Genomic DNA, 21,768 nt, shown 5'->3' on the forward strand with positions numbered 1-21,768 from the left:
CTGGTTTCGCTTACTTAGGTAAGCGATTTTTTCGGAGTTTGCTGGCTGGTAGCGTTTTGCTGCTCGGCAAACTTGTCGCCGTAAGGCTTTATATTTTTTAGGAATTTTCAATCATGGCATTGACCGTAGAACAAAAAGCACAAATCGTAAAAGATTTCCAACGCAAAGAAGGCGATACTGGTTCGTCAGAAGTACAAATCGCATTGTTGACTTTCCGCATCAACGACTTAACACCTCACTTTAAAGCAAACCCAAAAGACAAACACAGTCGTCGTGGTTTGTTGAAAATGGTTAGCGCACGTCGTCGTTTGTTGGCTTACTTGCGTCGCACAGATGCAGAAACTTATCGCAACGTGATTACCCGTTTGGGTCTGCGTAAATAATTTTCGCGCATACAATTTTAAAGGCAGCCTGAAAAAATATTTTCAGGCTGCCTTTTGGATTATTGATACATAAAAAAAACAGATTCTATTGTGTTATAGAATCTGTTTTCATTTAGGCAGCCTAAAAATTATTTCGGCGTACCAATTTGTGGTGCAGTATCTGTTGGTAAAGCTTTACCGTCTGGATGTGATTTACCCCACACATAAGCTGTCAGCAAGTGCATTTTTTCTTCGGTTAAGAAACCTTCCCAAGCTGGCATTTGGTTATGACGACCGCTAGTAATGGTTTCAATAATCCCTTTTTCACTACCGCTCCATAACCACACATCATCAGTCAGATTAGGCGCAAGACCCATTGTACCTTGACCTTTATCACCATGGCACGCTACACAATTTGCTTTGAAAATTTCTTGACCACGTGCAGCACGATTTTCATCAAAACCTTCTTTGCGTGATAAAGAAATAACATAATGTGCGGCATCTTTTACGCCTTCTTCACCCAACTGTGGTCCCCACGGTGTCATCACACCGATGCGTCCTTTATTTATGGATTCGTGGATTTTTTCAGGTGTACCACCATAAATCCAGTCTGTATCAACCAAATTCGGGAAACCGCGTGAACCTTGTGCATCTGAACCATGACATTGGATACAGTAGGTATTAAACAAGTTTTGACCAATGGTCATTGCCGCTGGGTCTTTGGCAACATCTTCTACTTTCATGCCTTTAAATTTGGCATACAATGCACCTGTTTCTTTTTCAGCAGCCTCAACTTCCCATTTGTATTGATTGTGTTGCGACCAAGGTTCTTTGCCACCAAAAGACCAGCCTTTGTAATCGCCCAAACCAGGGTAAACAATCAAATAACCAATGCTGAATACGATTGTCCCCAAGAACATGAGAAACCACCAACGAGGCAGAGGATTATTGTATTCTTCAATACCGTCCCAAGAATGCCCCATGGTTTGTGCTTCTTCGCCTTTTTTCACTTTGATTTTGTTTTGTGATATTAACAAAAACAAGATGTAAAGGAAGCTCAACACCACAATCGCGATGATGTAGTAACCCCAAAATGGGGAAGTGAATTGTGATTCCATTTTATGCTCCATTCTCACGACTTGATTGGGTATCGCCCATTGGGGTGTCTGCATCATCAATGATGCTATTGGCAGCATCTTGATAATTGCTCTTGTTGCGCTTATTAAACACAATGCACAATACCAGCATAAAACTGATAAATACGCATACCGTAAATAGGGTTCTTGCCCAATTCAAGTCCATGATTTTTTACCTTTTGTTTTTCAATGCCAAACCCAAGCCTTGCAGATAGGCAACCACTGCATCCAATTCAGATTTATTTTTCAACTCTTCAGGAGCTTTCTCATAATCTTCTTTGGTATAAGGTGTACCCACTTTTTCCAATGCTTTCATATTGCGAATAACTTCATCTGCATTGACTCTATTACGCGCCAACCAAGGGAATGAAGGCATATTGGAGTCAGGAACCACGTCGCGCGGATTCAACAAGTGAATGCGATGCCATTCATCTGAATAACGTCCACCCACACGCGCCAAATCTGGACCTGTTCGTTTAGAACCCCATTGGAATGGGTGATCAAAAACAGACTCACCTGCTACAGAATAATGACCATAGCGTTCTGTTTCTGCACGGAATGGACGAATTTGTTGCGAATGGCAGTTATAACAACCTTCACGAATATAAATATCACGACCAGCCACTTGCAGCGCAGTATAAGGTTTTACCCCTTCGGTTGCCGTAATCACTTCTTTTTGGAAGAACAAGGGCACGATTTGCACAAACAAACCGACACTAATAACCAGCAAGGTAAAAACAATCAGAAAACCGACTTTTTCTTCGGCTAATTGTTGCAGTTTCATTATAGTCCGCCTTTCCGTGATTAATGGTGTTGTGTTTGCGGCAATGTTGGGATTTCCGCTTCAACAGGTTTACCAGATACAATGGTGCGATACACGTTATACGCCATAATGAACATACCGCTCAAATACAATGCACCACCTACAAAACGAATCACATAGTAAGGCATGGTACGGCTGATTGATGCAATAAATGTATGTACCAATGTACCATCTGGATTCATTTGACGCCACATCAAACCTTGCATCACACCTGATACCCACATTGAGGTAATGTATAACACCACACCAATAGTCGCAATCCAGAAATGTAAATCAATCAATTTAGTGCTGTACATTTCTTTTTTGCCATACAAACGTGGGATTAAATAGTACAAAGAACCGATGGTTACAAAACCTACCCAACCCAATGCACCAGAGTGTACGTGTCCGACTGTCCAGTCTGTGTAATGGCTCAATGCGTTTACTGTTTTGATAGACATCATTGGACCTTCAAATGTGGACATACCGTAGAACGACAATGACACAATTAAGAATTTCAAAATTGGGTCAGTACGCAATTTGTCCCATGCGCCAGACAAAGTCATAATACCGTTAATCATGCCACCCCAAGAAGGTGCAAACAAAATCAACGACAGAATCATACCCAAAGATTGTGTCCAGTCAGGCAATGCGGTGTAGTGCAAATGGTGTGGACCTGCCCACATATAAGTGAAAATCAACGCCCAAAAGTGCACCACAGACAAACGGTATGAATACACGGGACGACCTGCTTGTTTGGGAACGAAATAATACATCATGCCCAAGAACGCAGCAGTCAGGAAGAAACCTACCGCATTATGACCGTACCACCATTGCACCATTGCATCAATCGCGCCATAGTACACAGAATACGATTTCATTGGACCTGCTGGGATTGCCAAGCTATTGACAATGTGCAACAAGGCAACCGCCAAAATAAACGCGCCATAGAACCAGTTTGCCACATAAATGTGTTTGATTTTGCGTGTGGCAATTGTGCCAAAAAACACAATCGCATAAACCACCCAAATCGCTGTAATCAGCAAGTCAATTGGCCATTCCAATTCAGCATATTCTTTACCTGTGGTATAACCCAAAGGCAAAGTAATTACTGCTAAAACAATAACCAGTTGCCAGCCCCAAAACGTAATGGCTGGCAAAATATTGCCACCGAACAAGCGCACATTACATGTCCGCTGCACGATGTAATAAGACGTGGCAAACAAACCGCAGCCACCAAATGCGAAAATAACCGCATTAGTATGCAGCGGACGAATGCGCCCGAAGTGAAACCAAGGCGCAACATCAGTAAAGTTAAGCGCAGGCCAACGCAGTTGTGCGGCGGCAATAACGCCCACCAGCATTCCCACGATACCCCACACTACTGTCATGATGGCGAACTGGCGCACCACTTTGTAGTTATAAGTTTGCGTTTCCATAAAAGATTCTCCATATACATGGCGTTGGTTTATCATTATTATTTACAAGCTAAATAGGCAGCCTGAAAATAATTTTTTTCTAAAATTAACTTCATTTGTGCAAAATCTTACACAAACAAAACAAAGTGCAACATTTTAAAGCAAATTTGACTGTTCCACCAAGCTAAATAATGATAAAACCCATGCTTTTGTCGCAAGATTGTGGTAAAACACACAATCTACGCAAGGTTATCCAAAAAATACTTCTCACAATTTGACTCATGTCAAATAACATAAATAAACGATATTTTACATTTTCTATCAGCTATGTTAATTTATTCAATCGCTCCACACCCACATCGTCATGTGTGGCACATCACTTTTTCGTATGAACACGTTTCAGGCTGCCCTAATGTGCTTAAATTGGCAAATTGGGTAGCTGGTAGTTATATGATTCGTGATTTTTCACGACATATTATGAGTATGGAGGCAGCCTGTAATGGCGAAACTGTGCCGATTATTCAACAAGATAAAAATACTTGGCAATTACCTGACCAAAGTGGCACATACGATATTCAATACACGGTTTACGCTAACGATTTATCTGTGCGCGCCAGTTTGCTCAATACCCAGCGCGGCTTTATTGATGGCGCGTGTTTATTTTTATATTTGCCACATCGCCGTGAAGAAATGTGCCAAGTTCAATTTTTCAGGCTGCCTGAAAATTGGGATATTCACACCACTTTGCCACGCAATCCAGAAAACAATAGACGTAGTTTTCAGGCTGCCTCATACGCCGAATTAACCGACCACCCATTTGAATTGGGCGCGAATTTGGAAGTATTGGAATTTGTTGCCAATGATATTCCGCACAAAATCGTGTTGAGCGGTTATTACGCGCCGTTTGACCGCGAGCGTTTATTGGACGATTGCCGCAAAATTTGTCAGTACGAATTGGCGATGTTCCCCCAACCTGCGCCATTTAAAGAATATCTGTTTTTGCTGCATTTGGGCGACAATATTTATGGTGGATTGGAACACCGCAGCAGTACCGCGTTGCATGCCGACCGTCGTTCTTTACCACCGTTTGGTATGAACGAAGCCAATGCGGCTTATACCGAATTACTTGGCTTAATCGCACATGAATATTTTCACGCATGGAATGTCAAATCCATCAAACCGACTCAATTCCAATCGTATGATTTGGATAAGGAAACTTATACCGAGCAATTGTGGGCATACGAAGGCATCACATCTTATTACGATGATTTGACTTTGGTACGTTGTGGTGCGATTTCGGTGGAAAACTATTTGAATTTATTGGCAAATAATATCACGCGCGTGCATCGCAATGCTGGACGCAAGTTGCAAACATTGGCGCAATCCAGTTTTGCCGCGTGGCACAAATATTATAAGCAAGACGAAAATTCGCCCAATGCTATTACCAGTTATTATCAACAAGGTGCATTGGCGGCGATGTGTTTGGATTTGACCATTCGCGCTCAAACGCAATACAGCCTTGATTTTGTGATGCAAAAATTATACGAGCGATTTGTGTCCACAGGAAAAGGGATGGACGAAGGAGAATGGCAAAATTTGGCGCAAGAATTTGTGGGCGCGGATTTGGACGCATTTTTTCAGGCTGCCTTATATTCAACCGAAGATTTACCACTTTCAGACTGCCTGAAAACCGTTGGCGTGGAATTGTGTTGGCAGCCTGAAAACCGCAGTTCGGGTAATGGACGTTTGGTGCGCGAATTTGTAGAAATGTTGCCGCAGCCTGAAATCGGCTGTCGTTTTAAACAGCAAGCCGATGGCGCAGTTTTGACCCACGTTTTTACCGAAGGCAGCGCAGAATGTGCTTCTTTGCAAGCGAACGATAAAATCATTGCGGTGGACGGGTTTGTTTGCACGGATTTGCTGACACAAGCACAAACAGAAGTGGGCAATCGGCATTTGATACATTTTTTCCGACAAGGCTTGCTACACCAAACAGAATTATTGATTTTTCCTGCTAAACCAACAACGGCACATTTAAAAATTGTGGATAGAGATTTGTTGGAAAAATGGTTATTTCAATAAAATAAAGGCAGCCTGAAAGGTTTCAGGCTGCCTTTGCCCTATTTTTATAATCGTTTGAAATTAAAATAATATATAGTGGATTCAATTTAAATCAGCCCAGTACAGCATTGCTAGCTCCCTTGTACCAGTTTTGTACACGGCGGTCGCTGTCGCCTTATCTATGTTAATCTGAAACGACTATAGTTTAAACAATAATATTTATTAATAAACACACATCATGAAATCTCTACTCTTCTCCCTATTCATCGCATCTAGTTTAACAGCTTGCGTTGCGATACCCTCTTCGCCCAATAATCAGCAGCCTGAAACTGCATCAACACCTGCTGTAGCCGAGTCAGAACAGACTCCTCTCCCTTACCCTGATTTAAATAGTATGGCAGACCAACGAGAGCAATTCGAACAACTCGCAATTCAAGTAGTTCGTTTGGAACAGCAAGTGGAACAATTACAAATGCGTGTACACCAATTAGAGCAACGTTCGCATTCTGCGCCTCGTAATACACCGCGTCCACGAATGGCATCTAAACCTGAAACTATGCCAGTATCAGGCAGCCTGAAAAACGTTACACATCCATCTGCGCAAAATTTGTTGCACCAAGCCCAAATGCAATTTAAACAAGGTAATTATCGTGCAACTGCCACAATTTTGCACGATGCTGACAGTGGTGGTGATGGTAGTGAAATTGCACGTCAATCCATGTATTTATTGTTACAAAGCCAACAAAAATTGGGAAATTGTCAATCGGTTATTAATATTGGACAACGATACGCTTCACGTTTTGCCAGCAGCACTTTTGCGGCAGATGCGCTGTATGCGGTAGGCGACTGCCAATGGAAAATTCAGCAGCAAGACATTGCTAAAGATACTTGGCGTAATTTAATTCGCTTGTATCCTAATAGCCTCGCAGCACGCCGTTCAGCTATCCATTTAAAATAAAACGAAAAATAATATAGTGAATTCACTATAAAACACAGCCTGAAAATCACTCTTTTTATATTTGGACTATAATATGCATATGTAATGGTCGGGAATCTTTACAAAACTTATTCAGGCTGCCTGAAAACTTGTGGGTTAGATATTGGTATCCGATATTTTTAAATAAAAATCAAATAGTTGATTAATGTAAAAAGTTGGACTCAATAATCCAACCGACAATTTTAGGTCTTGCCAAGGTTTCAGACATAGAATCTGTATAAAAATACCAAATGAAATGACATAAACATGAAAAAATTTGTATTATTCTTAATGGGGCTAACAGGATTAGCTGGCGTCATTTTTTGGTGGTGGAAACCGATTTCTTCGCTAGAAAATGCTGCGTTGCCATTACCTGAAAATGCACAAATCACACGCTTATTGGTATTGAAATCTGAACGAAAAATGTTGGCTTATGAAAACAATCAATTATTGAAAAGTTATGATATTGCGTTGGGATTTAATCCGATTGGACACAAACAATTTGAAGGCGATGGCAAAACGCCAGAGGGCATTTATCGCATCAACGAACGCAATCCCAATAGCGCATATCATAAAAACTTAGGTATTTCTTATCCAAATCAACAAGATAAAGATTACGCACAATCGCAAGGCAAAAGTGCAGGTGGTTTGATTAAAATTCATGGCATCAAAAATGGTTTGGGCGCGATTGGGCGCAATCATCTTCGCAGCGACTGGACACATGGCTGCATTGCAGTTACCAACGAAGAAATAGATGAATTGTTCCGCCACGTTATCCACAATGCAGAAATTGAAATTCGCCCTTAAAATTCGTGTCAAATGTTGATAAATTGATTTTTTCAGGCTGCCTATATTGGATTATGATGTAGAAAGGCAGCCTGAAAATCCCAAAAATTTAACTTAAAGAAACAAAATATTATGACCACCAAATACACCCTATTCGCCACCTGCCCACGCGGTTTAGAAACCATTTTGGCGCAAGAACTCGCTGCACAAGGCTGCACCGACATCGCTCCCACAGACGGCGGCGTATCCTGCAAAGGCAGCCTGAACGAAGTTTATCGCGCCAATTTGCACAGCCGCACCGCCAGCCGCGTGTTGCTGCAACTCACACGCGCCAGCTACCGCAGCGAAGACGACATCTACCGCGCCGCCAAAAACATTCAATGGCAAAATTGGTTTCAGGCAGCCCAAACTTTCCGCGTCAAAGTGGAAGGAAAACGCGCCAGAGTCAAAAGCCTTGATTTCATTGCCCTGAAAATCAAAGATGGTGTATGCGACCGTTTCCGCGACCATTGTGGCGAACGCCCCAGCGTAGACAAAAATCGCCCCGATGTCCGCATTCACGCCTTTTTGGACGAGCAAAATGTGTCCATTTTCGTGGACACGAGCGGCGAAGCCTTGTTCAAACGCGGCTACCGCCAAGACACGGGCGAAGCACCTTTGCGCGAAAACTTGGCGGCAGGTTTGCTGTTGTTAGCAGGCTATGACGGTTCGCAGCCGTTCCAAGACCCGTTTTGCGGCAGTGGCACGATTGCGATTGAAGCGGCATGGATTGCTTTAAATCGCGCCGTTGGATTAAATCGCCGTTTCGGTTTTGAAAAATTGTTGAATTTTGACAAAGCCTTGTGGGTCAAATTGAAAGCCGAAGCGCGCGCTCAAATCAAAGACAAACCTGCCAACAAATTGTCCGCCAGCGACAACGACCGCGCCATGACCCGAATCGCCCAAGAAAACGCACGCGCCGCCGAAGTGGATATGTTTATGGATTTCAACACTTTGGACGTGCAAGACACGCGACCCAATGGCGAAAACGGTATTGTGATGAGCAATCCGCCTTATGGCGTGCGTTTGGCGGAAGTGCAGGCTTTGCACGCGCTTTATCCCCAGCTTGGTAGCTGGCTGAAACAGCATTATGCGGGCTGGACGATTGGTTTGCTGTCGGGCGATATGGAAATGCCCAAACTGATGCGCTTGAAACCGAAACGCAAAATTCCTTTGTACAATGGGCAGTTGGATTGCCGTTTGTTTTTGTTGGATATGGTGTCGGGCAGCAATCGGGATAAGTGATGAATGATGTTGCAGGCAGCCTGAAAACCATTGGTGGCAAAGAAATTCGCATTCCGCAGCCCATTCCATATTGGGATAGGCTGCAAACAGTTTTTTGCATTGTTGGCGGTGTGTTGGGATTGATGAGCAGCGACTGGAAATGGATTGTGGTGGCGAGTTTGTGGCTGGTGTTTTGGTTGTGGACTGGTTGGCGGGAATGGCGTGATTTTGTTTATGAAATTGTGTTTGCTGGCGATGGCACGGTTCAATTTATCAGTCGTAAAGGGAAACGTGTTGTGCCTTTATCGCAATTTGTCGGCATTGCCAGCGCAAGAAACACCCAACGCGGTCGCATTGGCAATGTTTACCAAACGGCATTAATCCCGCGTAAAGCATTTGCAAATGCGGCGGTGGTGCAAACACAAGTGGTGTCTTTTGACCGCCAACCTGCCACGCTGCCTGAAAATATGACGACTTTACGCCAACAAATCTCCGCTTTGACAGGCTTGCGTGATTTTAGCGATGTGGGCGTGGCTACGGGGTCGGAGTGGTGTTTACGTTGTCATAACCATGACTAAATATAGTCGTTTGAAATTAAAATAATACAGCGTTACCAGTCCCCTTATGTATAGTGGATTCAATTTAAATCAGGACAAGGCGACAGCGACCGCCGTGTACACCTAGTACATAAGGTGTAGAAATTACTAGCGTTGTTTACAGTATTGAAAGACAATACTGCCATGAATATCCATAAGAACACTCGCCTTACCCCACACCATCGTCAAGCCATTTGGCTAGCTTATACGCAAAACAAAGAAAGCGTTACTTCACTGGCTCGCCGTTTTATGGTTAGTCGCCAAACCATTTATCGTGTACTGAAAGCCGCTCGTCTTCGCCTACTTAAACCGCAAAACAGCACCAACAATCGTTTCAAACAAGCAAAATACGGTATGAAACGATTAGCCAAAGTAGAACGAGAAATTCAAGAGAAACTCAAAAAGCAAGCACAACGATACAATAAATCTTATCCTGGCGAAATGGTACATGTAGATACCAAACGCTTACCTTTACTTAAAGGACAAAAAGCAACGGATAAACGTGAGTATCTGTTTGTTGCTATTGATGATTTTTCTCGTGAGTTGTATGCTGCCATTTTGCCTGATAAAACTGCTACAAGTGCGGCTAAATTTCTAACTGAACAAGTCATAGAGCCTTGCCCATACCAAATTGACTGCATTTATTCAGATAATGGTAGTGAATACAAAGGTGCGGCAAATCATGCGTTTGGTGTGGCGTGTTTTGAAAACAATATCAATCAAAAATTCACTCGCCCAGCACGTCCACAAACCAATGGCAAAGCGGAACGCGTAATACGAACGATTATGCAGATGTGGTATGAGAAAACAGAGTTTACTGATCCATTGCATCGGCAAAAGGAATTATGTCGTTTTGTGAATTTTTATAATACTGTAAAGCCGCACAGTTCCTTAAATGGCGATACGCCATTTGAAGTGTTACAAGCTTATTTTTCTCAACCTGTTGTGTAAACAACTCGGTTTATTTCTACACATAAGGGAGCTGGCAACGCTGTACTGGTTTAAATTGAATTCACTATAAAATGCAGCCTGAAAAACAAATAGTATGTTTTTCAGGCTGCCTTATATTTTTTACGATAAATGATTAACCCACTTTATCGCCCGCTTTCGCACCTTCATGCACGTCCAGCAAACGCAATTTGCCGTCTGCAGTTGCCGCCGACAAAATCATGCCTTCCGACACGCCAAATTTCGCCATTTTGCGCGGCGCGAAATTCGCCACCGCAATCACATGACGACCATTCAATTCACTCGGATTCGGATAGCTCGCCGCAATGCCCGAGAAAATCGTGCGCTGCTCAAAACCAAAATCCAAGCTGAATTTCAATAATTTGGTGCTGCCCTCCACCGCTTCACAGTTCAACACTTTCGCCACGCGCATGTCCACTTTCATAAAATCGTCAAAGCTGCATTCGGGCGACACAGGCGCGTATGGGCTGCTTTCAGCTGGCGTTTCTACCGCAGGGGCAGCCTGAATGGTTTGTTTGTTGGCTTCTACTAAATCGTTCACTTGTTTTTCCTCAATACGTTGCATTAAATGTTTGTATTCATTGATTTTATGATTTTCAGGCAGCGTGATTGTGCTGTCTGCCCACATCAATTTGTCTACGTTCAAAAACGCCGCCGCTTGTTCCGCCACTTTCGGCAAAACTGGCGATAAGTACACGGTTAAAATTTTGAATGCATTGATTAATTCGCTGCACACTTCATGCAAACGCGTTTCCATGCCTTCTTGTTTTGCCAATTCCCAAGGCTTGTTCGCATCCACATATTCATTAACCACATCCGCCAAAGCCATGATTTCACGAATGGCTTTGCCATATTCACGGTCTTCATAATCTTGGGCGATTTGTGCTGATTTTTCAGTTAATTGTTTGATTAAATCGCTGCCCGAAACATTTTTCAGGCTGCCTGCAAATTTTTTGCGGATAAAACCGCTGGCTCGCGCGGCAATATTCACATATTTGCCAACCAAATCGCTGTTTACACGCGCAATAAAATCCTGCAAATTCAAATCAATGTCTTCAATTTTGCTGTTTAATTTGGCGGCGATGTAGTAACGCATCCATTCTGGATTCAAACCGCCGTCCAAATACGATTTGGCGGTGATGAAGGTGCCGCGTGATTTGGACATTTTTTGCCCGTCCACCGTCAAAAAGCCGTGTGCGAAAATGCCAGTTGGGGCGCGATAACCGCTAAATTGCAACATTGCCGTCCAGAACAAGGCATGGAAATACAAAATGTCTTTGCCGATAAAATGGTACATTTCTGTTTGACTATCGGCTTGGAAAAATTCGTCAAAATTCAAGCCAATGCGGTCGCATAAATTTTGGAAACTCGCCATATAGCCCACAGGCGCGTCCAACCAAACATAGAAATATTTGTTCGGTTCATCGGGAATTTCAAAGCCGAAATATGGCGCATCGCGGCTGATGTCCCAATCGGACAATTCGCCATCTTTGAGCCATTCATTCATTTTGTTCAGGGCTTCGGGTTGCAAATGGGCTTTGCCATTGGTTTCGCCCGAAGTCCAAGATTTCAAATAATCCGCGCAATCGCTTAATTTAAAAAAGAAATGTTCGGTTTCTTTCATCACAGGCGTTGCGCCCGATACGGCGGAATACGGGTTAATCAAATCGGTGGGCGCGTAGGTCGTGCCGCAGACTTCGCAATTGTCGCCATATTGGTCTTTGGCGTGGCATTTGGGGCATTCGCCTTTGACAAAGCGGTCGGGCAAGAACATTTGTTTTTCGGGGTCAAACAATTGGTTGATGTTTTTGCTGATGATTTTGCCGTTGGCTTTGAGTGCGCGGTAAATTTTTTCGGAATAGTGTTTGTTTTCAGGGGAATGGGTGGAGTAGTAATTGTCGTAGCCAATGCCAAAACCTGTGAAATCCGCCAAATGTTCGGCGTGGGTTTTCTCAATCATTTGTTCGGGTGTGATGCCTTGTTTTTGTGCGGCGAGCATGATGGGTGTGCCGTGTGTGTCGTCAGCGCAGCAGTAGTAGCATTCGTGTCCGCGCGATTTTTGGAAGCGTACCCAAATATCGGTTTGAATGTGTTCAACCATGTGTCCCAAGTGAATTGAACCATTGGCGTAGGGTAGGGCGGAGGTTACAAGAATTTTGCGAGTTTTGTTCATATTGATTATCTTTTTGTATGAAAAATTTTAAATGTAAACGAAAAATATTGAGCGTATTATGCCATAAAATACATTGGTTTGAATGATGAGATTGTGCTTTCAGGCAGCCTGAAAACCATGCAAAATCCATATTCTTTGGTGTATAGAGAAATTTAAGATAATTTGAATTCAGAATATTACAAAGTTTTCAGGCTGCCTATCTATGTAATAGGCAGCCTGAAAAACGCTATTGAACCGCAGAGGCTGCGCTTGCTGTTGCATTGACTAACACATTATCTGCTGCATGCAATTCTACTGCATGACCTTGGCTCGGCAACCATTTGTTTTCCACGCGCCATTTACCTGTCGCATCTTCCACGCGTACATACCAATGTACTGCAGCTTTCAATGGCTGTAATGCTGCGGTGTATTCTGTTTTGTTACCTGAGGCAGGAACAGCCGTTTTTTTGAGTGAAATGGTTTGGTCGTATGCTTGAGTTGCAGGGTGCAGCAATAATAAATTTAAGGGCATTTCTGGGTCAAAATCGCCACTCACAAAAACTTTTGCTGCTGAACCATCATCATTGAACAATACCTGCGCCACAATATTACGCTTAATGGCTTCTGCATCACGTTCAATTTGCATATTAATATGCTTACCTTCTTTGTAATAATCATCGGTAACCATATCATTCGCCGTGTGTTTTGCTACAAAAAATGTCGCAAAACCCGCAATGACCACAATAATTGGTCCCATCATCAACAACCAAAACGCAGTTTGTTTAAACCACGGCGCGTTATTATCCGCCATACTTACTCCCCAATAAAAATAGCTTTTTCTTTAATTTCACGAGCCTTGTCTTCAGGCTGCCCTTCTTCGCGATATTTAAACGTAAACAGAATTGGGTGGCTACCCTTATCTGCGTATTCAGGCTGCGTTGCCACTTGCACAGGTACTTTCACAATGTCGCCACCTTTGACACTTATCCCATTTTCAGGCAGCCCTGTCAAACGAATATCATCAAAACCCGATACCGTTGCTGTTACAATTTGCGTATTTTCGCTGGCATTACTGATACTCAAATTATACGCATTTTCCAACATACCTTTGTTTTCACGCACCATCACGCCGCGGTCTTTAATCACATCAATTTGCATGGTTTGACGCGTGGCAATACCAACCAATAAACCAATAATTGCCACCAATAAAACACCGCCATAACCCACCACTTTTGGACGCAACAAGCGTTTTTTAATATCCGCATCGGTGTATTCTTTTTTGAGTACCGCTTCGGTTGTGTAACGAATCAAGCCGCGTTGATAACCCATTTTGTCCATGATTTCATCGCAAGCATCAATACACGCCGCACAACCAATACATTGATATTGCAAGCCATCACGAATATCAATCCCTGTTGGACAAACTTGTACGCACGCAGTACAGTTGATGCAATCACCCAAAGGTTTTTCGCCTTCTTTTGGTACCGCGTTTTTCTTACGCGCACCGCGTGGTTCGCCGCGTTCTGCGTCATACGAAATAATCAGCGTGTCGTGGTCAAACATGGCACTTTGGAAACGCGCATACGGGCACATATAAAAACAGACTTGTTGGCGCATAATATGACCAAATAACCATGTTACAAAACCGTAAAATATGGCTGTGCCCAATGCTACGCCGCTTGCTGTGCCATTGAATACCGCAGGGACAAACTCACGAATGGGCACAAACCAACCAACAAATGAAATCCCTGTCCATGCACACACAATAAAAATCAATAGATATTTAATTGCTTTGATACGGATTTTGCGTGCGTTCCACGGTTCTTTGTCTAATTTCAAGCGTTTATTGCGGTCGCCTTCTACCAAGTGGTCAATCCACAACATGATTTCGGTGTACACAGTTTGCGGACAAGAATAACCGCACCACAAACGCCCTGCAATCGTTGTCCACCAAAATAAACCAAATGCAGAAATAACCAATAAACCTGTTAAATACAATAAATCCGCAGGTTCCAATACCAAACTAAAAATATAAAAATGCCTGCCAGGAATATCAAACCACACTGCTTGCCGACCGTGCCACATTAACCATGGCATACCGTAGAAAAACAGTTGCGTGGCGATAATCATAAAAATACGCAGATTAGCAAAACGTCCTTTTGCCATTTTGGGGTGAATGCGTTTTGCACCTTGATATAATTGAATAACTTGTTCTTTTGCCTGTGGTTTTTCAGGCTGTGTTGTGGGTTGAGACATGATTTGAGTCCTTTTTGAATATATTTTTTAGAATAAGACTTACTGCGTTACACAATTATACGCCTGTTGTGTTTGTAAAAAGTTATTAGCTTTTAACAAAAAGGCTATTATAGTAAATTCACTAAACCAGTATAGCGTTGTCAGCCCCCTTATGTGTGTACACGGCTGTCGCTGTCGCCTTGTCCTGATTTGGTGAATCCACTATAAAAAGGCAGCCTGAAAACCATTTTTCAGGCTGCCTATCTCATTTATTTACAAAAAAATCTCAATTAAATCATTCAAAAAACGCCGCCCCAATGCCGTTGGGCGGAAAAACATCGGATTGCTGTCCAGCAAACCTTTTTGCTGCGCTAATTGAATGCGTTGGCTGATTTTGGCGATGCTCACGCCCGTGCGTTCGGTAAAATATGCGCTGGGTACGCCGTCTACCAAACGCAGCGCATTCATCATAAATTCAAACGGTAAATCAGATGTTGGCACGATTCTCCGTTCAATCGCATCGTGTGGATGGGCTTGCATTGCCGCCAAATAATCCGCAGGGTGACGTTTGCGTGTGGTGCGTTCAATACGGTCGTGATGCGACAATTTGCCGTGTGCGCCCGCGCCGATGCCGATGTAATCGCCAAATTGCCAATAATTGACATTGTGCCGTGCGCGTTGATTGCGGTGTTTGGCAAACGCGCTGGTTTCGTATTGTTCAAAACCAGCCGCTGCTAATTGGGCGTGAACGGCATCTTCAATATCTTGCGCTGTGTCTTCTTCGGGTAAACCTTGTGGCGGCGTGTGTCCAAATGGCGTGTTGGGTTCAAGTGTCAGTTGATATGCGCTGATGTGGCTGGTGCCAAATGATATGGCAGTACGCACATCTTCGCAGGCAGCTTGAACGGTTTGATGCGGCAGCGCATACATCAAATCAATATTGACACGTTCAAAAATGCGCGTGGCAATATCAATCGCGGTTTTGGCTTCGTTTGCGTTGTGAATGCGCCCCAAAGTTTTCAGTTTTTCATTGTCAAAACTCTGTACGCCAATAGACAAACGATTGATGCCCGCATCTTTAAATCCTTGAAATTTTTCATATTCAAACGTGCTGGGATTGGCTTCCAAAGTAATTTCGGCTGTGGGATTGAGTTTGACCAAGGCGCGAATGTCACTTAATAATTGGTCAATCGCTGCCGCGCTGAATACGCTCGGTGTGCCGCCACCGATAAAAATCGTTTCAATCGGGCGACCCCAAAAATGGGGTAATTCGGTTTGTAAATCGGTCAGCAAGGCGGCGATGTACGCTTGTTCGTTGAGCGTGGTTTTGATTTTGTGTGAATTGAAATCGCAATAGGGGCATTTTTGAATGCACCATGGAATGTGTATATACAGCGATAAAGGGGGGAGGGCGGTGAGAGAGGTTGAATTTAACATAACGCGAACTCGGGATAAGAAATTTCATAAAAATTAAAGGGCAAACGTGATAATCTATTGTTTGCACACAACCAAGTATCACGAAAGCCCTTTAACATGGATTATCTTACCGCACTTTTCTGCCAAATTGATGATTTTTGCAAAGAATTTGAACCCAAATTCAATAGCAAATTGATTAAAAACAATAAAATTCGTAATAGACCAAGTTGTATCAGTACCGCAGAAATCATGACCGTACTGATTGCTTTTCATCAATATCGCATGCGTGATTTCAAAACCTATTACCAATGGCAAGTCCAATCCATTTGGCAGCGAGACTTCCCCAATATGCCCAGCTACAACCGCTTTTTGGAACTGGCTACACGAGCCTTACCTGCTATGTTGGTATTTTTAACCACCCAAATGGGCAAATGCACAGGTATAGGTGTGGTGGATTCAACCACTTTGTCGGTTTGCCACAATCGCCGTATTCACTCGCATAAAGTGTTTAAAAACATCGCGCAAAGGGGCAAAAGCAGTACAGGCTGGTTTTACGGTTTCAAATTGCATGCGGTATTTAACCACTTGGGTGAGCTGGTCAATTTTTGCTTAACCGCAGGCAATGTGGATGACCGTCAAGGTTTAAAACAAATGGCAAAGCACCTATTCGGCATTTTGGTGGCGGATAGGGGCTATATTGGAAAAGATTTAAGTGATTGGCTTAAAGAGAAATATGGCATTACTTTACTAACGGGTATCAAAAAAGGCATGAAACCCAAACAATACACAAGTGAGCAGAAAAAGCTGCTTAAAAAACGTGGTGTTATAGAAACCATTTTTGGGCAACTGAAAAATTTGTGTCAAATTGAACATACTCGGCATCGTTTGGAGCGTGGTTTTATCTTGAATTTGATTTCAGGTTTGACTGCCTATTGCCTGTTTCCTTATAAGCCAATGATGTTTGGAAAAAAGTCTTTGTTACCAATGAAGTAAGAAAGACTTATCCCGAGTTCGCGTTAACATAGGTATCAATCATACAAAAGGCAGCCTGAAAAACTTTTTCAGGCTGCCTATTTTAAAAATCATTAAACAGATGCTTTTTTCAAAATGATATAAAGTTCATCTTTTAATGCCAGCTTTTTCTGTTTCAGCTCATGAATTTCATCTTTGGCTGTTGCGCTGGCAACTGGGTCATTCTCCAAATTAGAAATTTTCGTATCTAACTCATTGTGTTCGTTGAATAGGCGAGCAAAATGAGCATCTTTTTGTTTCAGTTGGCTGATTAAATCACGATATTCTGGAAACACTAGGCACGTCCTTTCTCGAGTGTGGAAAAAATAGAATAGTTCAACAGTTTTTCAGGCTGCCTTGTTTTTTTATTTAAACACATTCTATAACAATTTTAGGTGTTTTGCCATACAATGCAGCCTGAAACACAAATAAGGAGCCATAAATGATACAACCTAAATTTTTAACTTTGGACGGGATTGATGGTGCAGGCAAAACCACGCAATTAAATGTGATACGAGCATGGTTTGAGGCACGTGGTTTACCTGTGTTGTTTACGCGTGAACCGGGGGGAACGCCTTTGGGCGAGCGTTTGCGTGAAATTTTGTTGGCACCTGAAACGCAAGTATCATTGCGAACCGAAACGTTGATGATGTTTGCGGCGCGTTGTCAGCATCTTGAAGATGTGATTTTGCCTGCGCTGAAAAATGGCGTGAATGTGGTCAGCGACCGTTTTACTGATGCGACTTTTGCCTATCAAGGGGGCGGACGCGGTTTGCCTGATGCGGATATTGCGGTGTTGGAGCGGTGGGTACAAGGCAGCCTGAAACCTGATTTGACGATTTTATTAGATGTGCCGTTGGAAGTATCGTTGGCACGTATTGAATCTTCGCGTGAAAAAGACCGTTTTGAGCAGGAACAGGCGGATTTTTTCAGACGTGTGCGCGATGTGTATTTGCAGCGTGCGGCGGCTGCGCCTGAGCGTTATGTGGTGGTGAACAGCAATCGTGAAAAAGCTGATGTGAAAGTGGAGATTGAAACGGTGTTGGATAAATTGTTTCAGGCTGCCTGAATATGAAAAAAATACTTTTGGGGTTGTTATTGGTTTTGTTGGTACTGTGGTTTAGGGAAGATGTGTGGCAAGGTGTGCAAAAAATCAGGCAGCCTGAAAACCGCGTGGTCAATCAAGCAACGGTGTTGGCGCAAATTCGCTCGCTCAATCATTTGGATAGCACGGCGTTTCACATGGAAACGATTGTGAAAACGGAAAAACAGGGTAACTGGTTTGCTTTGTGGCAGGATAGCCAAAAGGGCATTTTTACCGCACAAGGCAGCGTTCATGCGGGCTTGGATTTGAATAAGCTGACCGAAAAAAATGTACAAATAGCGGGCGATACAGTCATCATTACTTTGCCTCCTGTGGAAATTTTGTCAGTACGAGTAGAGGGGATTGATGTGTATGATTTGCGTACTGGAACATTGAATTTGCGCCCTGCGGATTTGAGTGTGCTGGAACAAGTTCGCCAAGTGGCGCGTGTGCAGATGTTGCAACAAGCATGTGCTAATGGCGTGTTGGCGCATGCGAAAGAACAAACTCGGGCGCAAGTGGAACGGTTGTTTGCTTTGGCGCAAGTGAAGGTTTCAGTGTACACGCCTGCGGCTTTGCCTAAATGTGTGTATTCAGCAAAATGAAAATAAATGAACAGGCAGCCTGAAAATTTTTCAGGCTGCCTATTTAGGAAATATTCTGTGTAAACATTGAAAGGCAGCCTGAAAAAGCGCACAATACCAATCTTTTTGTCATTTTAATCATCTATATAAATCAGGGAAATATTATGAAAACGCTGCATCCACAAACCCTTGCTATTCGTGGTGGCAAGGAACAAACCGAATACAACGAACATCATCAAGCCTTGTTTTTGACCAGCAGTTTTATGTTTGATAGTGCTGCTGATGGTGCAGCTTTGTTTAGCAAACAAAAACAGGGATTTACATACACGCGTACCGCCAATCCAACGGTTTCGGCTTTCGCACAACGCATCGCGCATTTGGAACGCGCCGAAGCAGGCATCGCCACTGCTACAGGTATGGCAGCGATTCAAGCGGGTTTGATGACATTTTTAAGCGCAGGCGACCATTTAATCAGTAGCCGCAGTTTGTTTGGCACAACGGCAGGGTTCATCACAGGACAGTTGATGCGTTTTGGCATTGAAGTAACCTTTGTATCACAAACCAATCTGCAAGAATGGCGTGATGCGATTCGTCCAAATACCAAAATGTTGTTTTTGGAAACGCCGTCCAATCCATTGGGTGAAGTGGCGGATATTGCTGCATTGGCAGAATTGGCGCATCAAAACCATGCTTTATTGGCGGTGGATAATTGTTTCTGTTCGCCAGCGGTGCAGCAGCCTTTGCGATTTGGTGCGGATTTGTCTATCCAATCCGCCACCAAAGCGATTGATGGACAAGGGCGAGTATTGGGTGGTGTGGTTTGCGGAAAAAATGACTTGATTCAACAAATTGCCATGTTTGTTAATAGTATGGGGATTGGTTTGTCGCCTTTTAATGCGTGGGTGTTGATGAGTGGCACAGAAACCTTGATGTTGCGTGTGCAGGCACAAAATCAGGCAGCATTGACGATTGCGCAATGGTTGCAAACGCAGCCACAAGTGGCAAAAGTGTATTATTCGGGGCTGCCTGAAAACCCACAAGCGCAATTGGTACAAAAACAGCAAAATGGTGGTGGCGTGGTCATTGCGTTTGAAGTGAAAGGTGGCGTGGAAGCGGCATGGAAAGTGATTGATACGGTGCAGCTTTTTTCCAGAACGGCAAATTTTGGCGATGTGCGCTCTACTATCACGCACCCTTGGACAACCACGCATTGCCGTATGTCGCCCGAAGATAAATTGGCGGCTGGTATCAGCGAAGGTTTGGTACGCATTGCGATTGGTTTGGAATATGTTGATGATTTGATTGCTGATTTGCAGCAAGCATTGAAAGCATTATAATAAAATCATTTCATTTTCAGGCTGCCTTAATGATGTATTGAAAAGGCAGCCTGAAAACATCATATAGTGAATTCACTAAACCAGTACAGCGTTGCCAGCTCCCTTATGTACTAGGTGTACACGGCGGTCGCTGTCGCCTTGTCCTGATTTAAATTGAATCCACTATACATAACATTATTAAGGAAAAACATGACCGAAGCAGAATTCTCCATGTGGGCATTACGCATTTGTTTAACCGTATTCATCATCTTTCTCGGCTTCATTATCTGGCAACTGGGCAGAGAGTCCAAAGTCGGCAAATGGGGCATGTTTATTTTATTTTTGGTACTTGGATTAGGCATCGCAGGATTTTTGTTCAAGAATTTATTGGTAGAAATGCTGATGTAAGGCTGTTATGATAACGCCTTTCATCGCAACAATTTGACATCATACACATGAAAGCACTCAGCGATTTTATCGCCATCATTTTATTCTTTGCGACATACAGCATCACCAAAAACATGGTTACCGCCACCATTGTTGCGGTCGTGATTGGGGTTTTTCAGGCTGCCTATACCTATTGGAAACACAAAAAACTAGAACCCATGCAATGGCTCAGTTTGGTGTTGATAGTGGTATTTGGTGGCTTAACCATTATTTTCAACGATGGTGCATTCATTATGCTCAAAACCACCTTGCTTACATGGGCAATGGCATTGATTATGCTGATTGCACAACTGCGCGGCAAAAATGGTTTACGCATCATATTGAGCAAAGAAATCACGCTGCCTGAAAACGTGTGGAACAAACTTGGTTACGCATGGATTGGCTTTTTTGCGTTTTTGGGCGCACTCAATCTCATCGTTGCCTATCCATTTGACGAAGCACGCGAAGCCGTGTGGGTACAATTCAAAGTTTGGGGCTATATTCCCCTGACCATCGTTTTTTCAATCGCGCAAGCCATTTACATGATGCGCCATTTACCAAAGGAAAATTAATATGGAATACTACATGATTTTATCCACCGATGTGGAAGGCACAGGCGAACAACGCGCCGCCGCTCGTCCAGCTCATTTGGAACGCTTAAAAGCATTAGATGCCGAAGGACGTTTGCTGATTGCAGGTCCAACTCCTATGCCCGATAATCCAACCGTGGTTTCAGGCAGCCTTGTTGTTGCCAAATTTGATAGCTTGGATGCCGCCGAAGCATGGGCAGGACAAGACCCTTATGTAGATGCAGGCGTATATGCCGAAGTCTTGATTAAACCGTTCAAAAAAGTGTTTCCACAATGAACGATATGCAACAACGCATGAGCGAATTGCTTGCCCCCTTGTCGCCAGATGTTTTTGAATTTGAAGACCAAAGTCATCTTCATGCGGGACACGCTGGTAATCAAGGCGGTGGGCATTATGCCGTGTTAATCGTCAGCCAAATGTTTGATGGCATGACACGCATCGCTCGTCAGCGAAAAGTGCAGGAATTGTTGGCAGATTTGTTTATCAGCAAACAAATCCACGCATTGAGTATTGTGGCGCGAACACCTGCCGAATATTTCAATTAAATATTTTCAGGCTGCCTATTTTATACAAAGGCGGCCTGA

Annotated in this window: 24 protein-coding genes; 15 read left to right on the forward strand and 9 right to left on the reverse strand. The window is 43.3% G+C overall.

Annotation, left to right across the window (positions count from 1 at the left end; translation table 11 throughout):
- Nucleotides 1-113 precede the first annotated feature (113 nt).
- Nucleotides 114-383: a 30S ribosomal protein S15 gene (rpsO, locus tag MIS45_RS03085; protein WP_003791601.1), complete on the forward strand. Its 270-nt coding sequence runs from the start codon at nucleotides 114-116 to the stop codon at nucleotides 381-383.
- 128 nt (nucleotides 384-511) lie between these two features.
- On the opposite strand, the gene ccoP is transcribed toward rpsO, so the two are convergent.
- The 4 genes from ccoP to ccoN are packed head-to-tail and all read right to left on the reverse strand — an operon-like array spanning nucleotide 512 to nucleotide 3,739.
- The gene (gene ccoP, locus MIS45_RS03090) at nucleotides 512-1,480 is read right to left on the reverse strand and encodes a cytochrome-c oxidase, cbb3-type subunit III (RefSeq protein WP_249444562.1); all 969 of its coding nucleotides are present in this window, start codon (nucleotides 1,478-1,480) and stop codon (nucleotides 512-514) included.
- A gap of 1 nt (nucleotide 1,481) precedes the next feature.
- Entirely contained in the window at nucleotides 1,482-1,664 is a 183-nt protein-coding gene (locus MIS45_RS03095) for a cbb3-type cytochrome oxidase subunit 3 (RefSeq protein WP_249443164.1), read from the reverse strand.
- A gap of 6 nt (nucleotides 1,665-1,670) precedes the next feature.
- Nucleotides 1,671-2,282 (reverse strand): cytochrome-c oxidase, cbb3-type subunit II, encoded by a 612-nt coding sequence (ccoO, locus tag MIS45_RS03100; protein ID WP_249443163.1) that lies wholly within the window; start codon nucleotides 2,280-2,282, stop codon nucleotides 1,671-1,673.
- Between the two features lie 20 nt (nucleotides 2,283-2,302).
- The gene (gene ccoN / locus MIS45_RS03105) at nucleotides 2,303-3,739 is read right to left on the reverse strand and encodes a cytochrome-c oxidase, cbb3-type subunit I (RefSeq protein ID WP_249450957.1); all 1,437 of its coding nucleotides are present in this window, start codon (nucleotides 3,737-3,739) and stop codon (nucleotides 2,303-2,305) included.
- Nucleotides 3,740-4,045: 306 nt separating this feature from the next.
- Here ccoN and MIS45_RS03110 point away from each other — a divergent pair, with 306 nt between their 5' ends.
- The 6 genes from MIS45_RS03110 to MIS45_RS03135 all read left to right on the forward strand — a co-directional run bounded on the left by MIS45_RS03110 (nucleotide 4,046) and on the right by MIS45_RS03135 (nucleotide 10,351).
- Nucleotides 4,046-5,800, forward strand: coding sequence for a M61 family metallopeptidase (locus MIS45_RS03110; RefSeq protein ID WP_249450958.1), 1,755 nt, complete (start codon nucleotides 4,046-4,048; stop codon nucleotides 5,798-5,800).
- A 217-nt stretch (nucleotides 5,801-6,017) separates the two neighbouring features.
- Nucleotides 6,018-6,737, forward strand: coding sequence for a tetratricopeptide repeat protein (locus MIS45_RS03115; RefSeq protein WP_249450959.1), 720 nt, complete (start codon nucleotides 6,018-6,020; stop codon nucleotides 6,735-6,737).
- A 285-nt stretch (nucleotides 6,738-7,022) separates the two neighbouring features.
- Nucleotides 7,023-7,562, forward strand: coding sequence for a L,D-transpeptidase family protein (locus MIS45_RS03120; protein ID WP_249450960.1), 540 nt, complete (start codon nucleotides 7,023-7,025; stop codon nucleotides 7,560-7,562).
- 111 nt (nucleotides 7,563-7,673) lie between these two features.
- The gene (locus MIS45_RS03125; RefSeq protein WP_249450961.1) at nucleotides 7,674-8,825 is read left to right on the forward strand and encodes a THUMP domain-containing class I SAM-dependent RNA methyltransferase; all 1,152 of its coding nucleotides are present in this window, start codon (nucleotides 7,674-7,676) and stop codon (nucleotides 8,823-8,825) included.
- A complete protein-coding gene (locus MIS45_RS03130; RefSeq protein WP_249450962.1) occupies nucleotides 8,825-9,382 on the forward strand; it encodes a hypothetical protein in 558 nt (185 codons plus the stop codon). The genes MIS45_RS03125 and MIS45_RS03130 overlap by 1 nt, the downstream gene beginning before the upstream one ends.
- A gap of 162 nt (nucleotides 9,383-9,544) precedes the next feature.
- Nucleotides 9,545-10,351 (forward strand): integrase core domain-containing protein, encoded by an 807-nt coding sequence (locus MIS45_RS03135; RefSeq protein ID WP_249445581.1) that lies wholly within the window; start codon nucleotides 9,545-9,547, stop codon nucleotides 10,349-10,351.
- A gap of 133 nt (nucleotides 10,352-10,484) precedes the next feature.
- Here the strand turns inward: MIS45_RS03135 and metG are convergent, their stop codons facing one another.
- The 4 genes from metG to hemW form a co-directional block, all read right to left on the reverse strand.
- The gene (metG, locus tag MIS45_RS03140) at nucleotides 10,485-12,542 is read right to left on the reverse strand and encodes a methionine--tRNA ligase (protein WP_249450963.1); all 2,058 of its coding nucleotides are present in this window, start codon (nucleotides 12,540-12,542) and stop codon (nucleotides 10,485-10,487) included.
- A gap of 226 nt (nucleotides 12,543-12,768) precedes the next feature.
- The gene (locus tag MIS45_RS03145; protein ID WP_249450964.1) at nucleotides 12,769-13,332 is read right to left on the reverse strand and encodes a FixH family protein; all 564 of its coding nucleotides are present in this window, start codon (nucleotides 13,330-13,332) and stop codon (nucleotides 12,769-12,771) included.
- Nucleotides 13,333-13,334: 2 nt separating this feature from the next.
- Complete coding sequence (gene ccoG / locus MIS45_RS03150) at nucleotides 13,335-14,777, reverse strand: cytochrome c oxidase accessory protein CcoG (protein ID WP_249450965.1); 1,443 nt, start codon at nucleotides 14,775-14,777, stop codon at nucleotides 13,335-13,337.
- Between the two features lie 252 nt (nucleotides 14,778-15,029).
- Nucleotides 15,030-16,193, reverse strand: coding sequence for a radical SAM family heme chaperone HemW (gene hemW / locus MIS45_RS03155; RefSeq protein ID WP_249450966.1), 1,164 nt, complete (start codon nucleotides 16,191-16,193; stop codon nucleotides 15,030-15,032).
- A 96-nt stretch (nucleotides 16,194-16,289) separates the two neighbouring features.
- Between hemW and MIS45_RS03160 the strand changes: the two genes are divergently transcribed.
- Nucleotides 16,290-17,165 (forward strand): IS982 family transposase, encoded by an 876-nt coding sequence (locus tag MIS45_RS03160; RefSeq protein ID WP_249450967.1) that lies wholly within the window; start codon nucleotides 16,290-16,292, stop codon nucleotides 17,163-17,165.
- Between the two features lie 92 nt (nucleotides 17,166-17,257).
- On the opposite strand, the gene MIS45_RS03165 is transcribed toward MIS45_RS03160, so the two are convergent.
- Nucleotides 17,258-17,479: an HP1242/YdcH family protein gene (locus MIS45_RS03165; RefSeq protein ID WP_249443181.1), complete on the reverse strand. Its 222-nt coding sequence runs from the start codon at nucleotides 17,477-17,479 to the stop codon at nucleotides 17,258-17,260.
- A gap of 149 nt (nucleotides 17,480-17,628) precedes the next feature.
- Between MIS45_RS03165 and tmk the strand changes: the two genes are divergently transcribed.
- The 7 genes from tmk to MIS45_RS03200 all read left to right on the forward strand — a co-directional run bounded on the left by tmk (nucleotide 17,629) and on the right by MIS45_RS03200 (nucleotide 21,729).
- On the forward strand, nucleotides 17,629-18,252 hold the full coding sequence (gene tmk, locus MIS45_RS03170) for a dTMP kinase (RefSeq protein WP_249451329.1): 624 nt from the start codon (nucleotides 17,629-17,631) through the stop codon (nucleotides 18,250-18,252).
- Nucleotides 18,253-18,254: 2 nt separating this feature from the next.
- Entirely contained in the window at nucleotides 18,255-18,872 is a 618-nt protein-coding gene (locus tag MIS45_RS03175) for a DUF4230 domain-containing protein (protein ID WP_249450968.1), read from the forward strand.
- A 143-nt stretch (nucleotides 18,873-19,015) separates the two neighbouring features.
- Nucleotides 19,016-20,188 (forward strand): O-succinylhomoserine sulfhydrylase, encoded by a 1,173-nt coding sequence (gene metZ / locus MIS45_RS03180; RefSeq protein ID WP_249450969.1) that lies wholly within the window; start codon nucleotides 19,016-19,018, stop codon nucleotides 20,186-20,188.
- Nucleotides 20,189-20,377: 189 nt separating this feature from the next.
- Nucleotides 20,378-20,575, forward strand: a complete 198-nt coding sequence (locus MIS45_RS03185) for a DUF2788 domain-containing protein (protein WP_249443184.1) — start codon at nucleotides 20,378-20,380, stop codon at nucleotides 20,573-20,575.
- A gap of 47 nt (nucleotides 20,576-20,622) precedes the next feature.
- Complete coding sequence (locus MIS45_RS03190) at nucleotides 20,623-21,165, forward strand: septation protein A (protein WP_249450970.1); 543 nt, start codon at nucleotides 20,623-20,625, stop codon at nucleotides 21,163-21,165.
- 1 nt (nucleotide 21,166) lies between these two features.
- Nucleotides 21,167-21,460, forward strand: a complete 294-nt coding sequence (locus tag MIS45_RS03195; RefSeq protein WP_249450971.1) for a YciI family protein — start codon at nucleotides 21,167-21,169, stop codon at nucleotides 21,458-21,460.
- On the forward strand, nucleotides 21,457-21,729 hold the full coding sequence (locus tag MIS45_RS03200; RefSeq protein WP_249444577.1) for a BolA family protein: 273 nt from the start codon (nucleotides 21,457-21,459) through the stop codon (nucleotides 21,727-21,729). The genes MIS45_RS03195 and MIS45_RS03200 overlap by 4 nt, the downstream gene beginning before the upstream one ends.
- Nucleotides 21,730-21,768 lie beyond the last annotated feature (39 nt).

The organism is Wielerella bovis, assembly GCF_022354465.1.
Lineage (GTDB): Bacteria > Pseudomonadota > Gammaproteobacteria > Burkholderiales > Neisseriaceae > Wielerella > Wielerella bovis.